This window comes from Brevundimonas staleyi, from assembly GCF_041893865.1.
Lineage (GTDB): Bacteria > Pseudomonadota > Alphaproteobacteria > Caulobacterales > Caulobacteraceae > Brevundimonas > Brevundimonas staleyi.
Genome location: NZ_CP169082.1, coordinates 2,909,412 through 2,933,538, shown reverse-complemented (window position 1 = coordinate 2,933,538; position 24,127 = coordinate 2,909,412). Strand labels below are relative to the sequence as shown.

General features: G+C 67.1%; 10 protein-coding genes and 2 pseudogenes. All 12 read left to right on the top strand.

Features of this window, described 5'->3' with window-relative positions; genetic code table 11:
* Positions 1 to 144: 144 nt before the first annotated feature.
* A complete protein-coding gene (locus ACETK8_RS14890; protein WP_374036614.1) occupies positions 145 to 792 on the top strand; it encodes a hypothetical protein in 648 nt (215 codons plus the stop codon).
* A 130-nt stretch (positions 793 to 922) separates the two neighbouring features.
* Positions 923 to 2,221 carry an outer membrane beta-barrel protein gene (locus ACETK8_RS14885; protein ID WP_374036613.1) on the top strand — a complete coding sequence of 433 codons (1,299 nt, stop codon included), beginning with the start codon at positions 923 to 925 and terminating at the stop codon, positions 2,219 to 2,221.
* A gap of 45 nt (positions 2,222 to 2,266) precedes the next feature.
* Positions 2,267 to 4,534, top strand: a complete 2,268-nt coding sequence (locus ACETK8_RS14880; RefSeq protein ID WP_374036612.1) for a GumC family protein — start codon at positions 2,267 to 2,269, stop codon at positions 4,532 to 4,534.
* A complete protein-coding gene (locus ACETK8_RS14875; RefSeq protein WP_374036611.1) occupies positions 4,534 to 5,904 on the top strand; it encodes an O-antigen ligase family protein in 1,371 nt (456 codons plus the stop codon). Before ACETK8_RS14880 ends, ACETK8_RS14875 begins: the two co-directional genes overlap by 1 nt.
* A 29-nt stretch (positions 5,905 to 5,933) precedes the next feature.
* Positions 5,934 to 6,785, top strand: a complete 852-nt coding sequence (locus ACETK8_RS14870; RefSeq protein WP_374036610.1) for a sugar transferase — start codon at positions 5,934 to 5,936, stop codon at positions 6,783 to 6,785.
* Positions 6,786 to 6,875: 90 nt separating this feature from the next.
* Positions 6,876 to 7,799 (top strand): annotated as a pseudogene (locus ACETK8_RS14865) (UDP-glucose dehydrogenase family protein); the annotation flags it as partial.
* 114 nt (positions 7,800 to 7,913) lie between these two features.
* A pseudogene (locus ACETK8_RS20660) lies at positions 7,914 to 8,066 on the top strand (IS6 family transposase); the annotation flags it as partial.
* A gap of 406 nt (positions 8,067 to 8,472) precedes the next feature.
* Positions 8,473 to 9,369, top strand: coding sequence for a hypothetical protein (locus ACETK8_RS14860; RefSeq protein ID WP_374036609.1), 897 nt, complete (start codon positions 8,473 to 8,475; stop codon positions 9,367 to 9,369).
* A 127-nt stretch (positions 9,370 to 9,496) separates the two neighbouring features.
* Positions 9,497 to 18,742, top strand: a complete 9,246-nt coding sequence (locus ACETK8_RS14855; RefSeq protein WP_374036608.1) for an IPT/TIG domain-containing protein — start codon at positions 9,497 to 9,499, stop codon at positions 18,740 to 18,742.
* A gap of 486 nt (positions 18,743 to 19,228) precedes the next feature.
* The gene (locus tag ACETK8_RS14850; protein ID WP_374036607.1) at positions 19,229 to 19,765 is read left to right on the top strand and encodes an RNA polymerase sigma factor; all 537 of its coding nucleotides are present in this window, start codon (positions 19,229 to 19,231) and stop codon (positions 19,763 to 19,765) included.
* On the top strand, positions 19,734 to 20,729 hold the full coding sequence (locus ACETK8_RS14845; protein WP_374036606.1) for a FecR family protein: 996 nt from the start codon (positions 19,734 to 19,736) through the stop codon (positions 20,727 to 20,729). Before ACETK8_RS14850 ends, ACETK8_RS14845 begins: the two co-directional genes overlap by 32 nt.
* Positions 20,730 to 20,818: 89 nt before the next feature.
* Entirely contained in the window at positions 20,819 to 24,106 is a 3,288-nt protein-coding gene (locus ACETK8_RS14840) for a TonB-dependent receptor domain-containing protein (RefSeq protein ID WP_374036605.1), read from the top strand.
* Positions 24,107 to 24,127: the final 21 nt, after the last annotated feature.

Here is a 24,127-nt window from a genome sequence, read left to right as displayed (position 1 = left end):
TCGTGCAATCTGGCCGGGAGTCTCTTTTGGGCAACGCTAGCCCGAAAGTCGTATTGCAGCGCGATAAAGGCGACGCTTGGCGATTGAGACCGCCGATATATAAGGTATGGTTAGTTTCCTGGAAAGAAATTGAGGGCTGGGGCGATGAAGACTTGGAAAGCTGTCCTGCTGGCTGGCGCTGGCGTGGCCGTCCTCACGGGGGGCGCCGCGATCGGCAAGACTGTCGGTCTGCCCGGGTTCACGAACGCCGGCGCTCTGGGACTCGGCGGTCTGATCCAGGACGATCCGACGGCGGCGCTGGAAACGGCCATCGTCGAAGCGGCCGAGGCGGCGGCCGAGGCGGCGGCTGAGGGTTTCGATGAGGCTGCGGCGACCGAAGCGGCGGCGGCCGAGCTCGGCCTTGATCCGAGCGATCCGGCGGTGGCGGAAGCGGTCGCGACGGCCAAGGCGGAAGCGGTTGCTGCAGCGGTGCAGACGGCCGTCAATACGACGATCGCCGCCGCACCCGCTGGCGCGAACGTCAGCGTGGCCATGGCTGCTGCAAACACGAAGATCAGCAACTCGACGGTGATCGCCGCGGCTGCACCCGGCGCCGCAGCTGCGGTCTCCACGGCGGTTGCCGCGACAACGGCGGCGGTGCAGACCGCCAGCGCTTCGAATGCGAACGCGCAACCGGGTGCGACCCAGAACGCGAACAACAATAATAACAACAACAACTCGAACACGGGGACCACGTCCCCGGTGGTCATACCTCCGCCGGTCTATCGTCCGACGACGCCGGCGACCACCTGATCTCTGTAGAGTTCCGATAAGCCTTGGGTTCGCGCTTGCGGACCATCTCACTGGCGTGCGCCGATGGTGGCGTTCTCCGAAACGTGTCTGTCGTGGGGGTACGATGTTCCAGGTTTTGAAGACGGTTGCCTTGTCGGTATCGGCCGGGTCGCTCGCCCTGGTCTCTGGCGCGGCCTCCGCACAGGTCACGACCGGCCAACTGGGTGGTCAGATCGCCAGCACGCGCGACGCCGGTGTTGACAACTTTTCGCGCAATCGCAACACCTCGGTCTCGCAGCGGTCGCGTCCTGACTATGAGGCTCCGGGCATCCGCTCGGGGGCTTTCCTCGTCTATCCGCGCATCGAAGCGGCGGTCGAGACCAACGACAACGTCTACGCCACGGCCACGAACGAACTGGACGACATCATCGTCCACATCCGTCCAGAGCTGTCGATCGAGTCGGACTGGTCGCAAAACTTCCTGACCGCCTATCTTCGCGGATCGATCAATCGTTACGCCGACTACGACCGCGAGAACACGGAAGAGTACGCCCTCGGCGGCTCGGGCCGTGTGGATGTGACCCGCCTGTCCAACATCGGCTTCGGCGCGGACTACACCAGCTCGTTCGAACCCCGCACCGCGCCCTCCGCTCCGCGTAATGCCGTCGAGCCGACCGCTGTCGACACCGCCCAGGCCTACATCAGCGCGTCGCGCTCGGCCGGTTACATCAAGCTGTCGGGTCGCGCGGGCTGGCGCTCGCTCGACTACGAGGACGGTCGCGACGGCCTGGGCAATGTGATCGATCAGGACGCGCGCGATCGTGACGTGGTGAGCCTGTCGGGCCGCATCGATTTCGCCATCAGCCCGGACACGGCCTTCTTCTTCCAGGCCACCGGCAACGAGCGCAGCTATGACATCGCCTCGACCCCCTTGGCCCCGAACCGGGACTCCAGCGGTTCGGAGTTCTTGGTCGGCGCCAACTTCGAAGTCAGCTCGCTGGTTCGCGGTGAAATCGCGGCGGGCTATATCCAGCAGGACTACGACTCGGCCACGTTCGAGGACGTGAAGGGCTTCGGCGCGCGCGCTCAGCTGGAGTGGTTCCCGAGCGAACTGACCACGCTCACCGTCGCTGCCGGTCGCACGATCGAGGACACCCCGACGCCGGGCGTCGGCGCCTTCCTGTCGAACACGGCCAGCGTCGGTCTCGATCACGAGCTGCTGCGCAATGTGATCCTGAACGGTCGCCTGGTCTGGGCCCGGGACGACTACAAGGGGATCGATCGTGAGGACACCCGCCTGATCCTCAACGTTGGCGGCACCTACCTGATCAATCGCAACCTGGGCGTCAACGCGACCTTCTCGTCGATGGATACCCAGTCCGAGGGCGCCCGCCGCGATCAGGACTTCACGGTCAACAAGCTGGCCTTCGCCCTGGTGGCCCAATTCTAAGGACTGCGCCGGCCTCTGGCCGGCGGCTGTAGTGAAAAGCGTCTCATGAGCCAGGCTTTCGATCCTCACGGCCCCTATTCCATGCCAGCGGGAGAGGAGCCGGGGCCGCAGGGTTGGGCGACGCCGTGGCCGCAGGCTCTGGATCTGCACGCCCTGATCGCGACGTTCCGGCGTCGTCTGAAGCTGTTCCTGGCGCTCGCCCTGCTGATCTTCGTCCTGGTCCTGGTCTTCACCCTTCAGGCGACGCCCCTCTATACCGCCACCGCCAGCGTCATGATCGACACCCGCACCGAGCAGGTGGTCGACACCCAGGCCGTGCTGTCGGGCCTGTCCGCCGACGCCGGCATGGTCGATACCGAGGTGGAAGTCCTTCGATCACGCCAGCTGGCCGAGCGCGTGGTCACGGCGCTCAAGCTGGATGAGGACCCCGAGTTCAATGAAGAGCTCGCGCCCAAGGGGGTGATCGGTCAGGTCGGGGATTCGATCGGCGCCCTGTTCGGCGCCGCCGCGCCGGGCGCCACGCGCGAACAGCTGAGCGAGATTGAAGCCAGGAAGCAGCATGAGCAGGTGGTCGACACCGTGCGCAGCCGGCTGCAGATCCGTCGCATCGGCCTGACCTATGTGATGGGCGTCAGCTTCACCTCGCCCAATCCTGAGAAGGCGGCGACCATCGCCAACGCCTTCGCCCAGAACTACCTCCTGGAGCAACTCGAGGCGAAGTTCGAAGCCACCCGCCAGGCCAACACATGGCTGAACACCCGCCTGAACGACCTGCGCGGCGAGGTCATCCAGAGCGAGGCGGCTGTGGAGCAGTATCGCAACGCCAACAATCTGCTGAGCGCCTCGGGCGCGACCCTGACCGAGCAGGAAATCTCGACCTATAACACTCAACTGGCGACCGTACGGGCCCAACAGGCCGAGGACGAGGCGCGCCTGTCGACCGCACGGGCTCAGATGGCGCGCGGATCGACCGGAGAAGACGTCGGCGAAGCTCTGGGATCGACGGTGGTCCAGCAACTGCGCGCGCGTCGCGCCGAGGTCAGCGGCCGCGTCGCCGACCTGTCCAGCCGATACGGACCGCGCCACCCCGACATGCTGCGCGCCGAGCGTGAGCTGGCGGATATCGACGGCCAGATCCAGGCCGAGATCGGCCGCATCGTCTCCAACCTTGAGGCTCGTGTTCAGGTCTCCCGTCAGCGGACGGCCTCCATGCAGGGCAGCCTGTCCGGCGCGCGAGGCACTCTCGCAGCCAACAACAACGCCAGCGTTCGCCTTAACGAGCTGCAGCGGAACGCCGAGGCCGCCCGTACCGTCTACCAGGGTCTCCTGGATCGCTTCCAGCAGACGACGAGCCAGGAGGGTCTGGAGGAGTCCGACGCCCGCGTGGTGTCGCGCGCCATCATTCCTCTGGCGCCGAGCTCGCCGAACGTGCCGTTGAACCTTGCGCTGGGCCTGATCGTCGCCCTGGGCGCCGGTCTGGCGGGCGTGGTCCTCGCCGAGATGCTCGACGCCGGCATGACGACGGGCGAGGACGTCGAGCGCAAGCTTCACCTGCCGCACATCGGATCCGTCCCGCTCGTGTCCTCGATCGCCGATCCCAGCGAGCGTCGCATCCCGCCCGCCGACTATCTGTTGCAGAAGCCGCTGTCGGCCTTCTCGGAAGGTATTCGCGCGCTTCGGACTTCGATCCTGTTCTCGCGTGTTGGGCAGAGCGTGGGCGTGATCGCCGTCACCTCGACCCTGCCGGGCGAAGGCAAGACCACAACGGCGGGCTGCCTCGCACGTTCGGCGGCCCAGGCCGGGCAGCGTGTGGTGATCGTCGATTGCGACCTGCGCCGTCGTGCGGTGAACCGTCTGTTCAACATCGAGCCGACCGCTGGCCTCATTGAGGTGCTGAACGGCGCGGCCGCCCTGGAGTCGGCCCTGGCGCTGGACGAGCCGTCGGGCGCCTATGTCCTGCCGCTGACCCACGCCAGTTTCACACCCAAGGATGTGTTCAGCTCCCAGGCGATGGATAAGCTTCTGGCCGATCTGCGTCACAACTTCGATCTGGTCATTCTCGACACTGCGCCGGTTCTGGCCGTCGCCGACACCCGAGTGCTGGCGGCCAAGGCGGACACCGTCGTCTTCCTGACCCGTTGGCGCTCGACGCCGCAGAAGGCGATTTCAAACTCGTTGAAACTGCTCGACAAGGCCGGCGCCCATATCGCGGGTGTCGCTCTGGTTCAGGTCGATATGAAGTCGCAGGCGCGCTACGGCTACGGCGATGCCGGCTACTACTACGGCGCCTACAAGCAATACTACACGAGCTGATGCGCGAGGCCGGCCGGGGAGGGCGTCGTGCTGGTGCGCGATCGGACGCGCGGCTCCTGTCCCTGAGCGAGCTGAGGCGTTGGGGTGTTCTCGGTCTCGCACCCGCGGTGATTTTCAGCGCTCACTTCCTCTTCGGCGCCTGGCTCGATTTGCCGGCGCTGTGGATGTTCGCCCTATTGTCGGCGGTTCTGTTTGTCGGACTGCTCAATCCGGCTTCCCAACGAGATCTGGCGCATCTTCGCCCTTGGGCGGCGCTGCTGATCTTGTTCGCGGCGGTGGTTCTGGTCGCAGCCCTGAGCCTGACCACGCTGCTTCCCGGCGATCCTAACCCGCTGTGGGCCTGGGCGGGTCTGCCGGCGTCGTCCACGCTGAACCGATCGGCGACGACGATCGAAATCATCAAGCTGCTGGGATTGGGTGCGGTCTTCGTCCTTGGTTGCCTGTCGGGCGCCAGGCGCGACCGCGCCCGGGCCGTGTTTGGCCTCCTGCTTGCGCTCGGCGCTGCCTATGCCCTGATCAGCCTTGTGCTGTTCCTCTCCAGGAGCCAGATCGTCGTCGATCCCGGGCGTCTCTCGGGCGGCTTCTACAGCGCCAATATCGCCGGCACTCAGTTCGGGGTGCTGGTGATCCTGGCCGCGACCTGGGCGGTTCGCCAATGGGGTCGCTTGAGCGGGGCCGCTGTGACCGAGAAGATCACGGCCGTTTCGCCGGCCCTCGCCCTGATCCTCTTGTTCACTGTGTGCCTGCTGTTGACCGCGTCTCGCGCGGCGATGGTCGCGACGGCCTTGGCGCTGACCCTGTTTCTGGGTTGGGCCTCGATCGACAATCGCAAGAAGCAGTGGTCGCTCATGATCCTCGGCGGTGTCGTCATCGCCGTCGCGATCGCGCTTTTCATTCAGGGCAACAGCCTGTTTGCCGATCGCTTCAGCTCGGTTGGGTCCGCTGCGGATGAAAGGGGATTGGTCCTGGCAACCCACTGGCAGGCTTTCCTCGACGCACCCCTGTTCGGGTATGGTCTGGGAAGCTATGCGCAGGTCAACGATCAGATGCTGACATCCCAGAACTATCAGGCGATGTCGTTCACGGTAGTGCTCCACAATGCCTATGTTCAGTGGCTGGAGGAGGCGGGTCTCGTGGGCGCCGCGCCCATGTTCGCCCTGGTGGCCTTGATCCTTGGCGTCACGTTCTGGGGCTCGATACAACGCCCGCGCAATCGCACCTTGGTTGTAGGGCTGCTCGCCGCCTCGTTGGTCGTCCTCCTGCACGCGGCGGTCGATGTCTCGTTGAACACTCCGTCATTCGCGGCATTCTGGACCCTGATCCTGGGGTTCGGGTTTGCGCTGTCACAGGCGTCTTCACGACGAGGATAGGCCTCGTGACATGCTCCCTCACCAGCGGAATGGACGGCGTTCCGACCACCGATCCCTCGGGGCGACGCCAGGTTGTGTGGCGCTCCCGCTACAAAACGACTGACGATCAGGTAACGCTGGTCGAAAATCGGTTGCACCGCACCACGATCTCCGGTTTATCTTTTTTTAAGGACAAGTTCAGGCTTTCCTTGGGGGATTTGATGTTCGACAGTTTTAGCGCTGTCCGGGACGAGGTTCGTCCCGCCAGCCGGGAAGAGGTGCGCTGGAGGCCCGCGTTCGGCCGGAGCCGCTTCTGCCCGTCGCTGAAACGCACGTTGGACGTGACGGCTGCGGTCGCGGTTTTAGTGATCTTCGCCTGGGCTTATGCGTTGGTCGCGCTCGCGATCGTGATGGAGAGCCGCGGTCCTGTCCTGTTCCGTCAGCGCCGCACCGGCCGGTACGGCAAGGTCTTCACCATCTATAAGTTCCGCAGCATGACGGTGACCGAGGACGGTGATGTCATTGCGCACGCCACCCGAGGCGATCAGCGTGTAACCCGCGTCGGGGCCTTTATTCGTGCGACCAGCCTCGACGAACTGCCGCAACTGTTGAATGTGCTGCGCGGCGACATGTCATTGGTCGGCCCCCGGCCTCACGCACTGGCCCACGACCTCCACTATGGGGCGCTCCTGCCTCGTTACGCCGAGCGGTTCGAGGTTCGGCCTGGGCTGACTGGCTTGGCACAGGTTCAGGGTCATCGCGGCGAGATCCATCAACTCGACTGTATGGCTCGCCGCGTGGACGCCGATGCCGACTATGCGGCTCGGTGGTCTTTCGTAGACGATCTGGTGATCGTCGCTCGCACGGTTCCGCTGCTGCTTGCCCGGACCAACGCCTATTGATCGGTCGGTCCGCTGGGCGGGCTGTAAAGAGATAGCTCGCCGGCTGGGGTGCGTCCCTGGTTGTTTCAACCGGCGTCAGGGAACTGCTGAGTGCGCGTTACGATGATTGGCACGGGCTATGTGGGCCTGGTGTCCGGAGCCTGTTTCGCCGACTTCGGCCATACGGTGGTCTGCGTCGACAAGGACCCGTCCAAGATCGAGCGTCTGAATGCGGGTGAAATCCCGATCTTCGAGCCGGGGCTGGACGCCCTGGTCGCTGACAACGTCAAGGCGGGCCGTCTCAGCTTCACCCTGGACGGCGCCGAGGCGATCCGTTCTGCGGACGTCGTCTTCATCGCCGTGGGCACCCCGACCCGTCGTGGCGACGGCCATGCGGACCTCTCCTACGTCTATGCGGCGGCGGAGGAGATCGCCGGCCTGATCGACGGGTTCACGGTCGTGGTCAACAAGTCCACCGTCCCGGTCGGCACCGGCGACGAGGTCGAGGCCATCATCCGCCGCGTCCGCCCTGACGCCGAGTTCGCCGTGGTGTCGAACCCGGAGTTCCTGCGCGAAGGCGCCGCCATCGAGGACTTCAAACGTCCCGACCGCGTCGTCATCGGCACGGAAGACGAGCGCGCCCGCGAGGTGATGGCCCAGGTCTATCGCCCGCTCAGCCTGAACGACTTCCCGGTGGTCTACACCGCGCGCCGCACGTCCGAGCTGATCAAATACGCCGGCAACGCCTTCCTGGCCCTGAAGATCACCTTCATCAACGAGATCGCCGACCTGTGCGAACAGGTGGGGGCGGACGTGCAGCAGGTGGCCAAGGGCATCGGTCTGGACGGCCGGATCGGCTCGAAATTCCTCAACGCCGGGCCGGGCTACGGCGGCTCCTGCTTCCCCAAGGACACGGTCGCCCTGGTCCGCACGGCCCAGCAGTACGGCACGCCGGTTCGGCTGGTGGAGACCACGGTCGACGTCAACGACGCGCGCAAGAAGGCCATGGCCGACCGGGTCGTGACGGCGCTGGGCGGCGATGCGAAGGGCAGGCGCTGTCAGTCTAACGCTAACTTGTCTCCACTCGGGGCCGGCTAGAGGCCTGCGTCAGGGGAGGCGAGGGGCGTGCGGCCACTCTCGTTCAAGCGCCCGATCCGACGACGGGAGCGGAAGATGCAGCTCTTCAAGAGCCAGGCTTCAGCTCAGCGTTTCCTCACCACCCATGCCGGCGTCTACAACACCTTTTACACCCAGAGACATCTCATCCGCCGAACTACGCTCCGGGCATTCCGGAGCGCGGCGAGCGAACGCCTGGATCGAAGCGACGTCGGCTGCTTGAGATTATCATGGCAGGCTTCAGTTGGGTGCCATTGGGTTAAGCTGACAGCGCTGTAGCGGGTCGTGAGCAGACATTGGCCAAGGTCCGATTTCCGGACACGGGCCGATATCAGCTGATTGCGCTTTTCGGTCGATTTCGGACAACCAGAATTGGCCGCGTGAAGTTTATCTCTGACGCCCCTTCGGGGAATGGCGCTTAGGCGCAAAGCGGGCAGGGGAGACGTCCGCTTTGGACTAGAGGCAGTTCGGAATGACCGCTTTCGGGGCGGACCGGCGACCAGATCGTCATCGCCGCAAACGTGATCGTGACATGGAGCTGGCGTTTCGATGGCCCTATGGTCGAGCGACTTGCTTTCCGTAGAGTCGTGCTGTGACTGACGCGTCCTTGTCGCCCTCCGCCTCGCCCGCCGAAATCCGGGCCCACCCGCGTTTCGAGGCGGCCTATGACGCCTTCGTCGACGAGATGGCGGACCTCTATGCCGACCAACCCCGGATGCGCGGCCTCGGTGACTATCGCCAGGGTGTCTGCGTTCAGTTGCTGGTCTGTTTCGACGCCAGCCGAGATCCCGACAATCCCGCGACGCTGTTCACGACGGAGGCCGTGGCCGGGGCGATGGGCATGATGGGCGTCACCAGCCGTCGCGCGGTGACCGAGTTGATCGGCCGTCTGCGCGACGACGGCTTCGCCACGATAGAGCCGGCCGCCCATGACCGACGGGTGGTCGAACTGAGGGCGACGGACAAGGCCCGCGACGCCGACCTGGAATGGCTTCGATTGATGCACCGTCCGCTGGAGGTGCTGGAGCCGGAGGAGGTGCGCTTCCAACTGGGCGCGAACCGGGACCCCGCCTATCAACAGGCCTTCCGCGCCACCGCCCTGCCGCTACTTTCGCGTGCGGCGGCGTCCATGGCGGGAAATCCGGAAGCCGACTATTTCGCCAGGCAGACCCAGGGCGGCCGCATCATGATGTCGCTCATTCAGGCGGTGCGCGGGCGAGCCGATCGGCGCACCGATCCGGGCTTCTATTCCTGGGCCGCCCGGAAGTGCGGGGTGTCCGCCCCCCATGTCACGAAAGTCCTGAAGGGCGCGGCGGACGAGGGTTGGGTCAGGCTTTCGGGCGAGCGGGCGGTCGCTATCGAGGTCATGCCGGTGCTGGAGGAGGGGCTGAGGCGCTGGACCGCCTCCTGCCTGTCCACGGTCAATGTGAACAGCCATCACGCCTGGATGCTTATGACCGGATCCGCAACCGATCTAGGCAAAGGTTAAGCTTACTCGCTGAAAATCCCCCGGATTCTTTTAGTTGACCGCGGTTTGTTTCTGCGGCCACTCCCGACCTTAATAGACTCTTCAGCCTCGCCTCACGGGCGGAGGCCGGAGACGCGGGGGCGGGGAAATGTTGCAGTTCCGGTATCCCGGCGCGTCGGCGCCGGGCGCACGTCATAGCCTGTTCGAGGCCGGCCTGCGGGCGGCCGTACGCTCATGTGCGGATGCCGGCGGTGCGCTCGCGACCCTGCTGGCTGTCCTGACCGTCCTGACCGTCTGGGCGACGCCGGCCCTGGCCCAGGCGCCGACGATCAGCAACGTCATGCCGATAACCGGCGGCGTGGCGGGCGGAACCAACGTGCAGGTGGACGGATCGAACTACGTCGCGGGCTCGACCTCGGTGACGATCGGGGGAACGACCATTCCGGCCGCAAACGTGACAGTGGCCAGCGCGACTTCGCTCAGTTTCACCACGCCCGCCCATGCGGCCGGCAATGTCGCAGTGACCGTTACGACGCCGAACGGGACGTCCGGCGCAGCGGCGGGCGGTTTCACCTATGTCGCCGCCAACGCTCCAGTCATCACCTCCATGTCCCCTGGCCGCGCGCCGGCGAACGCGGTCAATCCCAACTTCGTCGTCCTGACCGGCACGGGGTTCGAGGGCGTCACGGCCGTGCGGTTCGGCGGGGTGGACGCCACGGTGTTCGGGCTCGGCGCGGACGGGTCGCTGATGGCCGGCGCGCCGGTCCGGGGCGAGGGGACCGTCGATATCGAGGTGGTCACGCCCAACGGGGTCAATACGCCGAACGCGGCGAGCAAGTTCACCTACTACGGCGCGCCCACCATCACCTCCGCCGTCCTCGATCCGATACGGGAAACCGTGCTGATCACCGGGACCAATCTGTTCGACGTGTCCATGGTCCTGATCGACAATGTGGACTCGCCGCAGTTCCCCCGGAACAACACGGACGACGCGACCGGCACAAGCATCCTCGCCTTTTGGGATCGGGGCCAGCCGCCACGCGGCAGTTCGGCCACCATCCAGGTCTTCACCCGGGAAGGCATGGTGCAAGCGGTCGCCCAGGGCGTCGCCGTCACCCCGACCCTGTCGGGGATTTCACCGGCCACGGGTTCCACGGCGGGTGGGACCACGGTCACCCTGACCGGGGCGGAGTTCGTTGCGGGCTCGACGTCCGTGACCATCGGTGGAACCACGATCCCGGCTGCCAGCGTGACGGTGTCGAGTACGACATCGCTGAGCTTCGCCGCGCCCGCCCATGCGGCCGGCAATGTGGCGGTGACCGTGACGACGGCGGGCGGGACATCCGCCGCTGTGTCGGGCGGCTTCACCTATGTCGCGCCGACGCCGGCGCCGACTCTGTCGGCGATCTCGCCCGCCATGGGCTCCACGGCGGGTGGGACGACGGTTACCCTGACCGGGACAAACTTCGTCGCCGGGTCGACCTCCGTGACCCTCGGCGAGACGACCGTTCCTGCATCCAGCGTGACGGTGGCTGCCCCGACCTCGCTCAGTTTCGTGACGCCGGCTCGTGCGGCGGGGACCGTGGCGGTGACGGTGACGACAGCGGGCGGAACCTCGGGCGCCGTTCCGGGCGGGTTCACCTATCAGGCCTCGGCTAACGGGCCGGTCGTAACCCGTTTGAACCCGACCGCCCAGGACGTCGGTCCGGACGATGTAACCTACGGTGTGATCGAGGGCCTGAGGCTTTCGGGCGCGACCGAGGTCACATTCGGCGGCGTTAGGTCCGAGTTCGTCGTCGTTCTGAACGACGAGTCCATCGCCGCCCAAATTCCCTACCAGGCGGGGGGCACGGTCGACGTGATCGTCACGACGCCGGACGGATCCAGCGAGCCGAGCGCCGCCAGCCGGTTCACCTATATCGGCGCGCCGATCATAACCTCCTACGTGATCGACGAGGAAGGGCCTGTCGCGCACGTCTATGGCGCCAACTTCCACAGCAACAACCGCGTGATTTTCGGCAATGAACGCGCGTTCCAGGTGTTCGCCAGCGATGACGGGACCTACCTCCAGGCCTCCTGGAGATATGTGGACACCAATGTCCCGACGCCCGCCGCCGAGCCGATATCCATCTGCAACAGCGTCGGATGCGCCTATGCAACGGCTCCCTGGCGGGTTCAGCCCACGATCGGCGCGGCTTCGGCGTCATTCGGTCCGCCATCGGGCGGCACACGCGTGTCCTTGACCGGGACCGGCTTCATTCGGCGCACAACGACCGTGACGGTCGGCGGCCTGGCGGCGGCAGACCTTACGATCGACAGCTCGACCTCGCTCAGCTTTACGACGCCGGCCCACGCCGCCGGCGTGGTCGAGATCGCCCTGACCACGCGTGGGGGTGTGGCGACCTCGAGCTTCACCTATGCCGGGACGCCGACGCTGGGCGCGATCACGCCGTCGACGGTTCCCTTGACCGGCGCGACCGGCGTGACCCTGGCCGGGACGGACTTCGTGCCGGGCCAGACCGTAGTGCGAGTGGGCGACGTCCAGGTGACGCCGACCGCGGTGACCGGCACGACCGTGATCTTCGACGCGCCGGCCCACGCCGCCGGCACGGTGGATGTGGTCGTGACGACGCCTGTCGGAACGTCCGGCCCGATCGCGGGCGGCCTGACCTATGCCGTACCGACGCCGGCGCCGACCCTTTCGGGCATCTCGCCCACGTCCGGGCCCGTGGCTGGAGGGACATCCGTCACCCTCACCGGGAGCGGCTTCGTCACGGGCTCGACTTCGGTGACCATCGGCGGGACGACTGTTTCGGCGGCGGGCGTGACGGTCGTCAGCGCGACGTCTCTCAGCTTTACGACGCCAGCCCATGCGGCCGGAGACGTCGCCGTGACGGTGACGACGCCGAACGGAACATCGGCTCCTGGCAGCTTCACCTATGTCGGGGGGGCGCTGCCGGTCGTGGAAATGTTGCCTGGAGTCCTTCAGGGGTACGTCTGGGACCAGTACACCCCGGACTACATCAATGTGACCGGGTCAGGTTTCACCGGAGCGACCGGGGTCGCCATCGGCGATTTTCCGGACAACGAGTTCTTCGTCCTCAGCGATACGCAGATCCTTGTCGTGGCTCCCAATGGGCAGGGCCTCGTCGATATCCGGGTCACGACGCCGAGCGGAACCAGCCTGAGCCACGCCCGAAGCAAATTCCTGTTCATCAACGCCCCGCCGCAGATCACCTCCGTGATCGCGGAGAACATTGGGTTCTACGAAGGTGAATACCTCGGGAGCGTCAGGCTGGTCGGCTCCGGCCTGGCGGCTATGAGGACGATCTCCGTCGCGGGCGTCCCAGCGGATCAGTTCTCTTCGGAGGGGTTCAACCGCGACCGGCCGGACGTGACCCAATACACGATCATTCCGGCGATCAGGACCTTCGCCGGAGCGAACGGCCGCCTGTCGGTTTCCTTCTGCAACGTCCTGGGCTGTGCCTATGGCGAGAGCCAGGTGGTCGCTGGACCGATCCCCACCGCCATCTCTCCGTCCAGCGCCAGCGCGGTCGGCGGAACGTCTCTGGTCGTGACCGGGACGGGTTTCGTCGCTGGTTCGACCTCGGTCGTCATCGGCGGGATCACGGTTCCCGCCTCCAGCGTGACGGTCAGCAGCCCGACTTCGCTGACCTTCGCTGCGCCCGCCCATGCGGCCGGCGCGGTCGATGTGTTCGTGAAGTCCGGAAACGTCACCTCGGATCCGCTGCCTGGCGGCTTCACCTATACGGCAGTCGCGGGGCCGACCCTCTCGGCGATGTCGCCGTCGGTCGGACCGACCGCCGGTGGAACCTCCGTCACCCTGAGCGGCGCCGACTTTATCACGGGGTCGACTTCGGTGAGCATCGGCGGTGTCGTTATCCCGGCGGCGAGCGTGACCGTGAACAGCGGTAGTTCCCTGACCTTCACGACGCCGGCTCATGCCGAAGGCGTCGCTGCGGTGACCGTGACCACGCCGTCCGGCGTTTCGGCGCCCGTGTCTGGAGGCTTCACCTATGTCGCTGCGCCGACCTTGGCGACGCTGTCGCCGTCGTCGGGCGCCATCGCTGGTGGAACCGTCGTCACCCTGACCGGAACGGGCTTCGTCGCGGGCGCGACCTCGGTGACTATCGGTGGCGAGACCGTCTCGGCCTCCGGCGTAACGGTGAATAGTGCGACCTCGCTGACGTTCGTCGCCCCCGCCCACGCGGCGGGTTCCGTGGATGTCACGGTGGCGACGCCCGGCGGAGTCTCCTCTGTCGCGAACGGCGCCTTTATCTACTATGGCGCGCCGACGGCGGCCGTTCTCTCGCCCTCGGTCGGCGGTGGTGTCGGTGGGACGGTGGTCACGCTGACCGGAACCGGATTCGTTCCGGGCTCGACTTCGATCCGCATCGGCGGTGTCCAGGTCGCTGCGTCGAACGTCACTGTGACCGGCTCGACCTCGCTGAGCTTCTCCACGCCGGCGCACGCTGTTGGACGGGTCGATCTGACGGTGACGACCCCGTACGGGACCACAGCCCCCCTGATCGGCGCCTTCACCTACGCTCTGCCGACGGCGACCGCGCTTTCGCCCTCGACGGGTCCGACCACGGGCGGAACGGTCGTCACCCTGACCGGAACCGGCTTCGCCGCAGGCTCGACGTCGGTGATGATCGGCGGGGAAGCGGTCCCGGCGTCCGCCGTGACGGTCGCCAGCGCAACGTCTCTGACCTTTGCCACGCCCGCCCATGCAGCGGGGGCCGTCGATGTCACCGTGACGACGCTGGACGGAACGTCCGCGCCGCTGATCGGCCAGTTCACCTATGTCCTCCCGACGCCGGCCCCGACCCTGACGGCGATCTCGCCGGCCTCCGGATCTTTGACTGGAGGGACGGTCGTCACCCTGACCGGAACGGACTTCGTCGCCGGTTCGACGTCGGTGACGATCGGCGAAACGACTGTCGCCGCCGCGAGTGTGACGGTGGCGAGCACGACGTCGCTCAGCTTCACGACGCCCGCTCATGCGGCAGGGAATGTCGCGGTGACCGTGACGACGGCGGGCGGGACCTCCGCCGCCGTGTCGGGCGGCTTCACCTATTTCGCGCCGACGCCGGCGTCGACCCTGTCGGCGATCTCACCCGCCACAGGCTCCACGGCGGGCGGCACGTCGGTCACCCTGACCGGAACGGACTTCGTCGTCGGCTCGACGTCGGTGACGATCGGTGGAACGACCGTCGCCGCCGCGAATGTGACGGTGGCCAGCGCAACGTCTCTGACCTTTGCCACTCCGGCCCATGCGGCCGGGACTGTCGTCGTGACGGTGACGACGCCCAACGGGACGTCGAGCGCGGTCTCAGGCGGCTTTACGTACGTCGCGCCGACGCCGGCGCCGGCCCTGACGGCGATCTCGCCGGCCTCCGGACCGACAGTCGGCGGCACGTCGGTCATCCTGACCGGGACGGACTTCGTCGCGGGCTCGACCTCGGTGACCATCGGCGAAACGATCGTCCCGACCGCGAGCGTGACGGTCTCCGGCGCGACCTCGTTGAGCTTCACGACACCCGCTCATGTGGTCGGCAACGTCTCCGTGACCGTGACGACGCCGAACGGAACCTCGGCGGTCGTTCCGGGCGGTTTCACCTATGCCGCGGTCTCGCCCCCGGCGCCGACCACCGACGCCGCCAGTGTCACCGTCGCCTACGGCAGCACCGCCAACCCTGTGACCCTGCGCGTGGGCGGCACGGCTATGAGCGTGGACATCGCCTCCCAGGCCGCGCATGGCGTCGCCACGGCGAGCGGTCTGACCATCACCTATATGCCCAACGCCGGCTACGGCGGACCGGACAGCTTCACCTATACGGCGACCGGCCCGGGCGGGGTCTCCTTGCCGGGGACCGTGACGGTGACCGTCACCCCGCCGACCCTGACCCTGGACGCGACGGCCCTGCCGGCCGGGCGGCAGGGCGCGGCCTACAGCCAGACGCGAACCGTGTCGGGCGGGACGGGACCCTATGTCTATTCCATCGCCGACGGCGACCTGCCGGCCGGGCTGACCCTCGACGGTTCGATCGGCGAGATCTCCGGCACGCCCACGACGGCGGGGACCAGTGCCTTCACCGTGCGGGCGCGCGACGCCAGCACCGGGACCGGACCCTATGAGGCGCTCCAGCCCCATTTGATCACGGTCGCGGCCTCCACTCCGCCCGTGGCCGGGCCCGTCAGCCTGACGGTGGCCGCGGGCAGCATCAACAATCCGGTGACGCTGGCCCTGACCGGCGGCGCGGCCCAGACCGTGGCGATCGCGACCCAGGCGTCGCACGGCGTGGCCACGGCCAGCGGCGTGACGATCACCTATACGCCGACGGCCGGCTATTCCGGTCCGGACAGCTTCTCCTATACGGCGACCAACGGGGACGGGACCTCGGTTCCGGCGACGGTTACGATCACGGTCAGCGCCGCTCCGCCGGTGGTGGTCGCTCCGATCGCCAACGCCGTCAGCGTCACGGTCGCCGCCGACAGCCGCGACAACCCCGTCGCGCTGAACATGACGGGCGGTACGGCCCTGACCGTCGCCGTGGCCAACCCGCCGTCGCACGGCTCGACCAGCGTCACGGGTCTGACGATCAGCTATACGCCCAACCCCGGCTATTCCGGCCCGGACAGCTTCACCTACACCGCCGGCAACGCGGGCGGCACGTCGCTTCCGGCGACCGTCAGCCTGACCGTGTCGCCGCCGACCCTGACCCTGTCGGGGATCGAACTGTCGGGCGAGGTGGGCGTGGCCTACAGCCAGGCGATCTCGGCCGCGTCGGGCGCCGCGCCCTACGTCTTCACCCTGGCGAGCGGCAGCGATCCTCTGCCGCCGGGCCTTTCGTTCGCGAACGGCGTGCTGTCGGGCACGCCGACGGCGGAGGGGACCTTCAACCTGGTCGTCCGGGCGACCGACGTCCATGGCGCGACGGGCACGCGGACCTACGTCCTCGTGATCGTCCCCGCGTCTCCGGTGATCGCCGCGCCGCGCGCGGGTGGAGTCAGTGCGACGGTGGACTTCGGCTCCATCGACAACGACATCGGGGCCGCCCTGTCCGGCGGAGAGGCGCGGAGCGTATCGATCGCATCGTCGCCCGCGAACGGATCGGTTCGGGTCAGCGGGCTGGGCTTCCTGTATTCGCCCGCGGCCGGCTTCCACGGCCAGGACAGCTTCACCTATACGGCGTCGGGACCGGGCGGCGTGTCCGCGCCGGCGACCGTGTCGGTCACGGTCTCGCCGCCGACGCCGCCGGTGATCGTGGCGCCGACCGGCCCGGTCGTCGTGCCGCCGCTCCCGCCGGTCACCTCCGGCAGTCCTCAAGCCATGACGGTGGACCTCAGCGCCCTGGTCTCGGGGCCCATCGACGGCTTCCGGGTCACCACGACCGGCTTCCACGGCGCAGTGGAGATCGTCCAGGGCGGCGCTGCGATCTCCTCCGGCGCCAAGGGGGAGGACGGCGCGTTGCGCGCGGCCGGCGGCGGCTTCCGGCTGGTCTACCGACCGGCGGCGAACTTCATGGGGACGGAGACCATCACCCTGGTGGCCTTCGGACCGGGCGGGGACTCTCGTCCGCTCAGCTTCACCTTCCAGGTGGCGGGCAAGGCGCCCGATCTGTCGGCCCAGGTCGCCTCGAACGGCCAGGTCGGTCTGACGCCCACGGCCGGTCTGGTCGGTGGACCGTTCCAGGGCCTCCGCATCACCCGTGCGCCGGCCTTCGGAGCGGCCGTGGTCCAGGGCGCGACCATCGTCTTCACGCCCGGTTCGGACGGCGGCGGCGCGACCTCGCTGGACTATGTGATCGATCTCCCGTTCGGGTCTTCGGCGGCGGGTCGGATCGACCTGGTCGCCAACCGGGTCCCGGCCGCCCAGGCCCTGACGGCGCGCACCCTCCAGGGCCGCGCGGTCGTCACCCGCATCAGCGACGGCGCAGGCGGCCCCTTCACCGCCGCCGCCGTGGTGTCGGTGTCGCCGACGACGGCGGGCGTGGCCACGATCGCGAACACGGGCGGGGCTTACGACCTGACCTTCGCCCCGACGGGCGCCTTCGCGGGCGAGGCCGTGGTGACCTTCAGCCTGGCAAACGCCTTTGGAACGACGAATGGCGTCCTGACCGTCATGGTCGAGGCGCGGGCGGATCCCGGCCTCAATCCCGACGTCCGGGGCGCGGCTTCCGGCCAGGTCGCGGCGGCGCGTCGCTTCACCGACGCTCAGGTCGGCAACTTCCAGCGTCGCCTGCAGGATCTCCGCAATGGGACCAACGCCTCGTCCAACGATCTCGGCCTGAACCTGGGCTTCGGCATGAACGACGACATGCGCGATCCCCGCACGGCCCTGCGTCAGCGACTGGGCATGGGCTCGTCCCGCCAGAATGTGAGTGCGCTGGATCCGGATCGGGAGCGCGAACTGCTGACGGCCGAGATCTGGGCCGCGCGCGCTCGCGCCGGCGACGTCCCGGTTGAAGACTCGGTCGAGACGATGAACTTCGGTTCGGCGGGCGAATCCCCAGTCTCGCGCGCCGGCGCTCTGGGCTTCTGGACCGCCGGGATGGTCGATTGGGGGCGTCAGGATGCGTCGGGACAGCGGGACACCCGCTTCACGACCCAGGGCGTCAGCGGCGGCCTGGACCTGCGGCTCGACGATCGGCTGATCGTCGGCGGGGGCCTGGGCTATGGCGAGGACCGTTCACGGATCGGCGAAAGCGGCGCCGCCACCGACGGTCAGGCGATCACCGGCGCCCTCTACGCCAGTTGGCGACCGACCCGGTCGTTGTACCTCGAGAGCGTGCTGGGCTTCGCCGACCTGCGGTTCGACACCCGTCGCCGGACTTCGGCGATGGACGGCGGCCCCTCAGGCCAGGTGGAGGGCGAACGCTCCGGCGACATCCGCTTCGCCTCGCTCTCGGTCGGCCAGATGGTTCAGAACGGGGGATTGAGCGGCGATGTCTACGGACGCCTCGACGCTCGCCAGATGCGCCTCGACGCCTTCACCGAAACAGGCGGAGGCCTGTCGAGCCTGACTTGGGACGCGCTGTCCCAGGACAGTCTCTCGGCCAATCTGGGCGCGTCCCTGCGATGGAGCCTGCCGACGCGTCGCCACGGCCTGTTCCTGCCCAGCATCCGTCTGGAGTGGTCGCACGAGCTGAAGGACATCGGCCTTCAGGGCGTCCGCTATGCCGACTGGGCGGCCAGCCCGACCTATCTGGTCCCGCTCGATGCCTGGTCGCGCGAAAGCCTGAACCTGAACCTCGGCGTGGAATGGACCCTGTCCGACCGCCTGGCCCTCAGCCTCGGCTACCGCGCCATGGTCGGCGACGCCAGCTCCAGTCAGGGCGGACAGATCGGACTGAAGTACGGGTGGTGAAGACACGGGCCCGGAGATCGCGCGACGCGGTCTTCGGGGCCCAAGGTCTTGGTCGGTCCACAGGAATGACGGGCGGAAAATTGGCTGAAGCCTGTGCCGATGGTTGGCACATGCTCTTTAGCTTCAACGAATGACGCTCAGGCGTGTGCCTGCCAGAGACCAGTGAACGATCTCTGGGGTGGGCTAAGTCGCGGACAGTTGGGAGCTGTTCAGCGCCGCCTGGCGCACCCGGACCTAGCCGGGGAGTAAATGGCGGTGCTGTCAGTCTAACGCAAACTTGTCTCCACTTAGGCCGTGCGGGGCCGCGCATACGGGCAGCCTAGGGCGCGCAGCCACCCGCGTCCAAGCGTCACCAATCAGTCACGCCGCTGTCAGACAGGCTGGATAGGAGGCCCTCGTGGTATCTCGCGGGGGCGCGTCATCTTCACCATCGACGAGGACAAGACGCGGTGGTTCCTAGCGAACATCCTGCCGCATGAACCCGCCTTGCGGGCGTGGCTCGGCCGCAAGAGGAGTTCCGGCATCGACGTCGATGATGTCGTGCAGGAGGCATATACGGTCCTGGCTGCTCGAGACACGGTCGCCGACATTCGGCACCCACGCGCCTATCTGTTCCAGGTGGCCCATTCGATCGTCGTGCGGCATGTGCGTCGGGCGAGGGTGGTCCCGATCCAGGCGGCCGACGATCTCGAAGGATTCGACCCAGCGGACGATGCGGCCTCGCCAGAACAGGTCGTCATGGATCGGGACGACCTGAGGCGCCTGGCGCACGCGATCGCCGCCATGCCGGGGCAGCCGAGGGCGGCCTTCATCCTGCGTCGCATCCACGGTCTGTCACAGCGAGAGATCGCTGCACGCATGCGCCTCTCCGAAAGCACCGTCGAAAAACACATCGCCCGGGGGGTCCGCTTCTTGATTGATTGGGCGGCGCATGGCGGAAAGGCGTCACCCCAAGCCTCTAGGGTTGTGAAGACGGAGAAGATCGCCCTGCATGGTCGAGCGCGTGACCAGTCGAGACATTGACGCGGCGGCGGCGGCCTGGGTCGCCCGGGAAGATCGCGCGCCGCTGTCCGACGGCGACACCGAAGCCCTGAACGCCTGGCTGGTGGCGGACTCCCGGCATGCCGGAGCGCTGCTGCGCGCCAGGGCGGTCGCTCTTCGCAGCGAGTCCGCGCGCGCCCTGGGTGAGGCCTATGACCCGGCCGCCTTCGGTGCGAGCATCGCCCAGGCCCCTGTTTCAAGACGGCGCGCCCTGATCTGGGGAGGGAGCGCGACCGCCTCTATCGGTCTGGCGTCTCTTGTGGGGCTGGGTCTGGCCGCGCCCACGGCTCACGCAACGGCGCGCGGCGAAGTCCGCCTGGTGCCGCTCGCCGATGGGTCCACCATCATGATGAACACCCAGACGCGCCTGACCGTCAAATACGACGAGCGTCGGCGAAACGTCCGACTGCTTGAAGGCGAGGTCGATCTCAGTGTGGTCGCCGACGCCCGGCCCTTCGTCGTGGAGATCGGGGACCAGCGCGTGGTCGTGGCGCACGGCGCGGGCGTCAGGCTGCGCAAGCTGGGTCAGGCGATGACCGACATTCTGGTCCATCAGGGACAGGTCGAGGTGTCTTCAGCCGGTCGATCGACACCGATGAAGATGGGGCCCAACACCCGGATGCAGCTTACGGAAGCCGGGCCGTTTTCGCCCTCCACCTCAAGCGTGACGGTGTCGCCGGACGTGGTGACGCGGGAGCTCGCATGGCGTGACGGGAAGATCGCCTTCGAGGGCGAGACCCTGGCCGAGGCGGCGGCGACCTTCGCGCGCTACAGCGACACCCGGATCGTCATTCTGGACGAAGCCCTGGCCAGGGAACCGATCACCGGCCTGTTCGCGGCCAACGATCCCATCGGGTTCGGTCGTGCGATCGGCGGCGTGTTCGATGTCCCGGTCGTCGAGCGCAAGGGCGCCCTTCTGATCGGTCGCGACGGCGCCGTAGGATAAAACTTTGATGACAGATGGAGGATGGCTTCCGGCCAAGCCTCTAGCTCCTCGTAAGCCGCGCCTCTCCACGCGGCCCAACGGGGCAGACCATGACTTCCAGCAAACTTCTCCTGTCGTGCGGCGTCGCCGCGGCGGTATCCGTGATGGCCTCTCAGGCCGCGGCTCAGGTTCGGGCGTTCCAGGTGCCGGCCCAGCCGGCCGTCACCGCCATCCCGGAGTTCGCGCGTCAGGCCCGGGTTCAGATCATCGCCCCGGCGCGTGACCTCGAGGACGTCCGGACCCAGGCGGTCAACGGGGAGATGGACCTGAATGACGCGCTCCAGCGCCTGATCGCCGGCACGCCGCTGCGGGTCGCGTCGCGGACGGACCAACTCATCACCCTGCGCTCGGAGCTGCGCGGAAACCGTCAGGCGGGGGAGGGCGCCGTCGAGGGCGCCGTCGTGGATCCGGTCACCGGCGAGTTCCTGCGCAATGCGGCGATCGAGATGGTTGCCGCCGATGGCGAGCGTCGGTCGATCACGGCTGGCGAAGGCGGCGAGTATCGCGTGTCGGGACTGCCGGCGGGTCCCGCCCGGCTCGTCGTGCGCTTCACCGGCTATCCCGACCAGGCCGTCAGCCTGAACGTCGCGCCGGGCGCCACGACGCGGATCGATGTGCAGATGACCCGCCCAGGCTTCGAGGCCGTTCAGGTGGATGACGTGGTCGTGGCCGGCTCGCGGGACGGCGACGCGCGGGCGATCATGAGCCAGCGGCAGTCGATGAACATCACCAACAGCCTGTCGTCGGAATCGTTCGGCGATATCTCGGAAGGCAATCCGGGCGAGTTCATCAAATTCATGCCGGGCGTCGACACCGACAGCACCGGTGACGGCACGGTCCGGAACGTGCAGCTTCGCGGCCTTCCGCCGGCCTACACCTCGATCACGGTTAACGGGGTCAACCTGGCCGCCGCCGACGGCAATACCGGCGCCGACGCCTCGCGCACCTTCAGCTTCGAACAGATGTCGCTGAGCGCCATCGACTCGATCGAGATTTCCAAGACCATCAGCGCCGACGTGGACGCCAACGCCCCGGCCGGTACGATCAACATCCGCACCAAGCGGGCCTTCGACCGGCGAGGGCGTCGCATGTTCGCCCAGTTCAGCGGCACGACCCATTCGGACATGTGGGACTCCGCCGAACGCAGCGGCCCGGCCGACGGCGGCTATGGCAACCGGCGCTTCCTGCCGAACTGGCAGGTCGAGTTCTCCGACACCTTCTTGGACCGCCGTCTCGGCGTGGTGGCCGGTCTCAGCCAGTCCAACATGTATGTCGAACAGGAACAGATCGAAGCCAGCCGCAGCTATGCGCCGACCGCCGCCAGCCCTGAGCCGATGGCGATCACGGCCATCAACACCAACCTCTACGCCCGTGAAATCTCGCGCTTTTCCGCCTCGCTGAACCTCGACTTTCGCGCCACCGACAGGCTGACGTTGTCGCTGGCCTCTATCTACAATGAGGCCAGCATCTGGGCCGGGACGACCTCGATCGATTTCACGACCGCCGCCCGCTCGCGCGGCGTCATCGGCGACCCGGTTTTCGACATCACCACCCAGGCCGCGGCGACCACCAATACCCTGTCGGTGCAGAACCTGCTGACCTACAAGGACGGGCGCGGCACGACCCTGATCCCGAGCTTCGAGTACGACGCCGGCCGGTTCCGTCTGGACGGGACCTTGTCCTACTCCAACTCGCTCAGCACGTATGATCCGCAGGGCATCAAGAACTCCGCCTACATCCTCAGCCCGATCACCTCGCGCGGCAATTTCTCGGCCCAGAGAGACCCCGGCGATCTGCTGAACCAGCGCTGGAACATCCGGCAGCTCAGCGGCGGGGACTGGAGCGATCCGGCCAGCTTCCTGACCGGCAACGCCATCGTGCTGCGGACGAACAGCAACATGTCCGCCGAGCACACCTCGACCGGCGCCACGATGAATCTGACCTTCGAGGCCGATGCCTGGTCGATCCCGGTGATCTTCAAGACCGGCTTCAAATTCCAGCGCGCCGAGTACGACTATGAGAACCCGTCCGACCTCAACCGCTACTCCTATCGCGGCCCTCTGACCTCGGCCGAGCTTCTGGCTCAGGTGCGCAGCACCAATCAGATTTCACTGGCGGACAGCGGCATCACCCTGACGACCCTGAACGGCAGCAACGACATCTATGTGCCGAGCACCTACCGGCTGCTCGAACTCTATCGCGCCAATCCTCAGGACTGGGTCCAGACGACGGCGACCACGCCGAGCGAATGGTACGCCATCTATGTCGGCAACAGCCGGCACTACCGAGAGGACAGCGCCGCCGCCTACTTCATGGGCACGGCCGATCTGACCTCGCAGCTGAGGGTGAGGGCCGGTCTGCGTTGGGAGCGGACCGAGACGGCGGCGCTGGAGCCTGACGCCTTGTCCGCCCAGGAGGTCGCCGCCGCCGGCTATGCGGTCTCGGCCTCCACCGGGCGAGCCACGACCATCCCGGGTCTGGAGTACCAGTTCCTGAGCCGGCCCAAGGTCGAGCGCACGGGCGAGTACGACTACTTCTTCCCCAGCGCGTCGCTGAAGTACGCCTTCACCGACAGCATCGATCTGCAGGTCGGCTACAGCCGCACGATCCGGCGGCCGGAGGTCGGCGTCCTGTCCGGCGTCTGGTCGATCAACGAGGAACAGCAGATCATCACCGCTCCCAATCCGGGGTTGGAGCCCGAGCTCTCGGACAACCTCTCGATCCGCCTGTCGAAGTATTTCGAACCGGTCGGGATGGTGGCGATCAACTACTACCGGAACCGCGTGAAGGGCCTCTTCCAGCAGCAGGACCTGACCGCCGAGGAGTTCGGCTACACCGGTCAGGACTACGCCGGCTACCTGTTCCGGACGACGACGACCGTGGGCGGCGACGCCATCGACATCCAGGGCTACGAACTCGAGTTCAGCCACGCCATGGACTACCTGCCCGGGCTACTGGACGGCCTGTCGGTGCGCGGATCCTTCATGATCAACGATCCCGAAATCCCGATCGTTCGGTCGGCGGACAGGCTGGCGACCCTGGCGCTGTCCTACCGCAAGGGGCCGGTCAAACTGTTCCTCAACACCGTCTGGACGGACGACAAATACCGCACCACCACGCCGTCATGGTTCGCCGCCTATTGGGACACCAACCTCTCCGGCAGCTACGAGGTTCGCCCCGGCTGGGAGGCCTTCTTCACCGTCAGGAACCTGCTGAACCGGCCGCGCAACGTCGTCGTGCCCGGCAGTCTCGCGACCTCGGGTGAGCTCGGCGACCACTCCGCCATCTTCATTCACGGCGGGACGAACGCGACCCTCGGCTTCCGCGCCCGCTTCTAGGCCTGTTTTCGGAGATCTCCC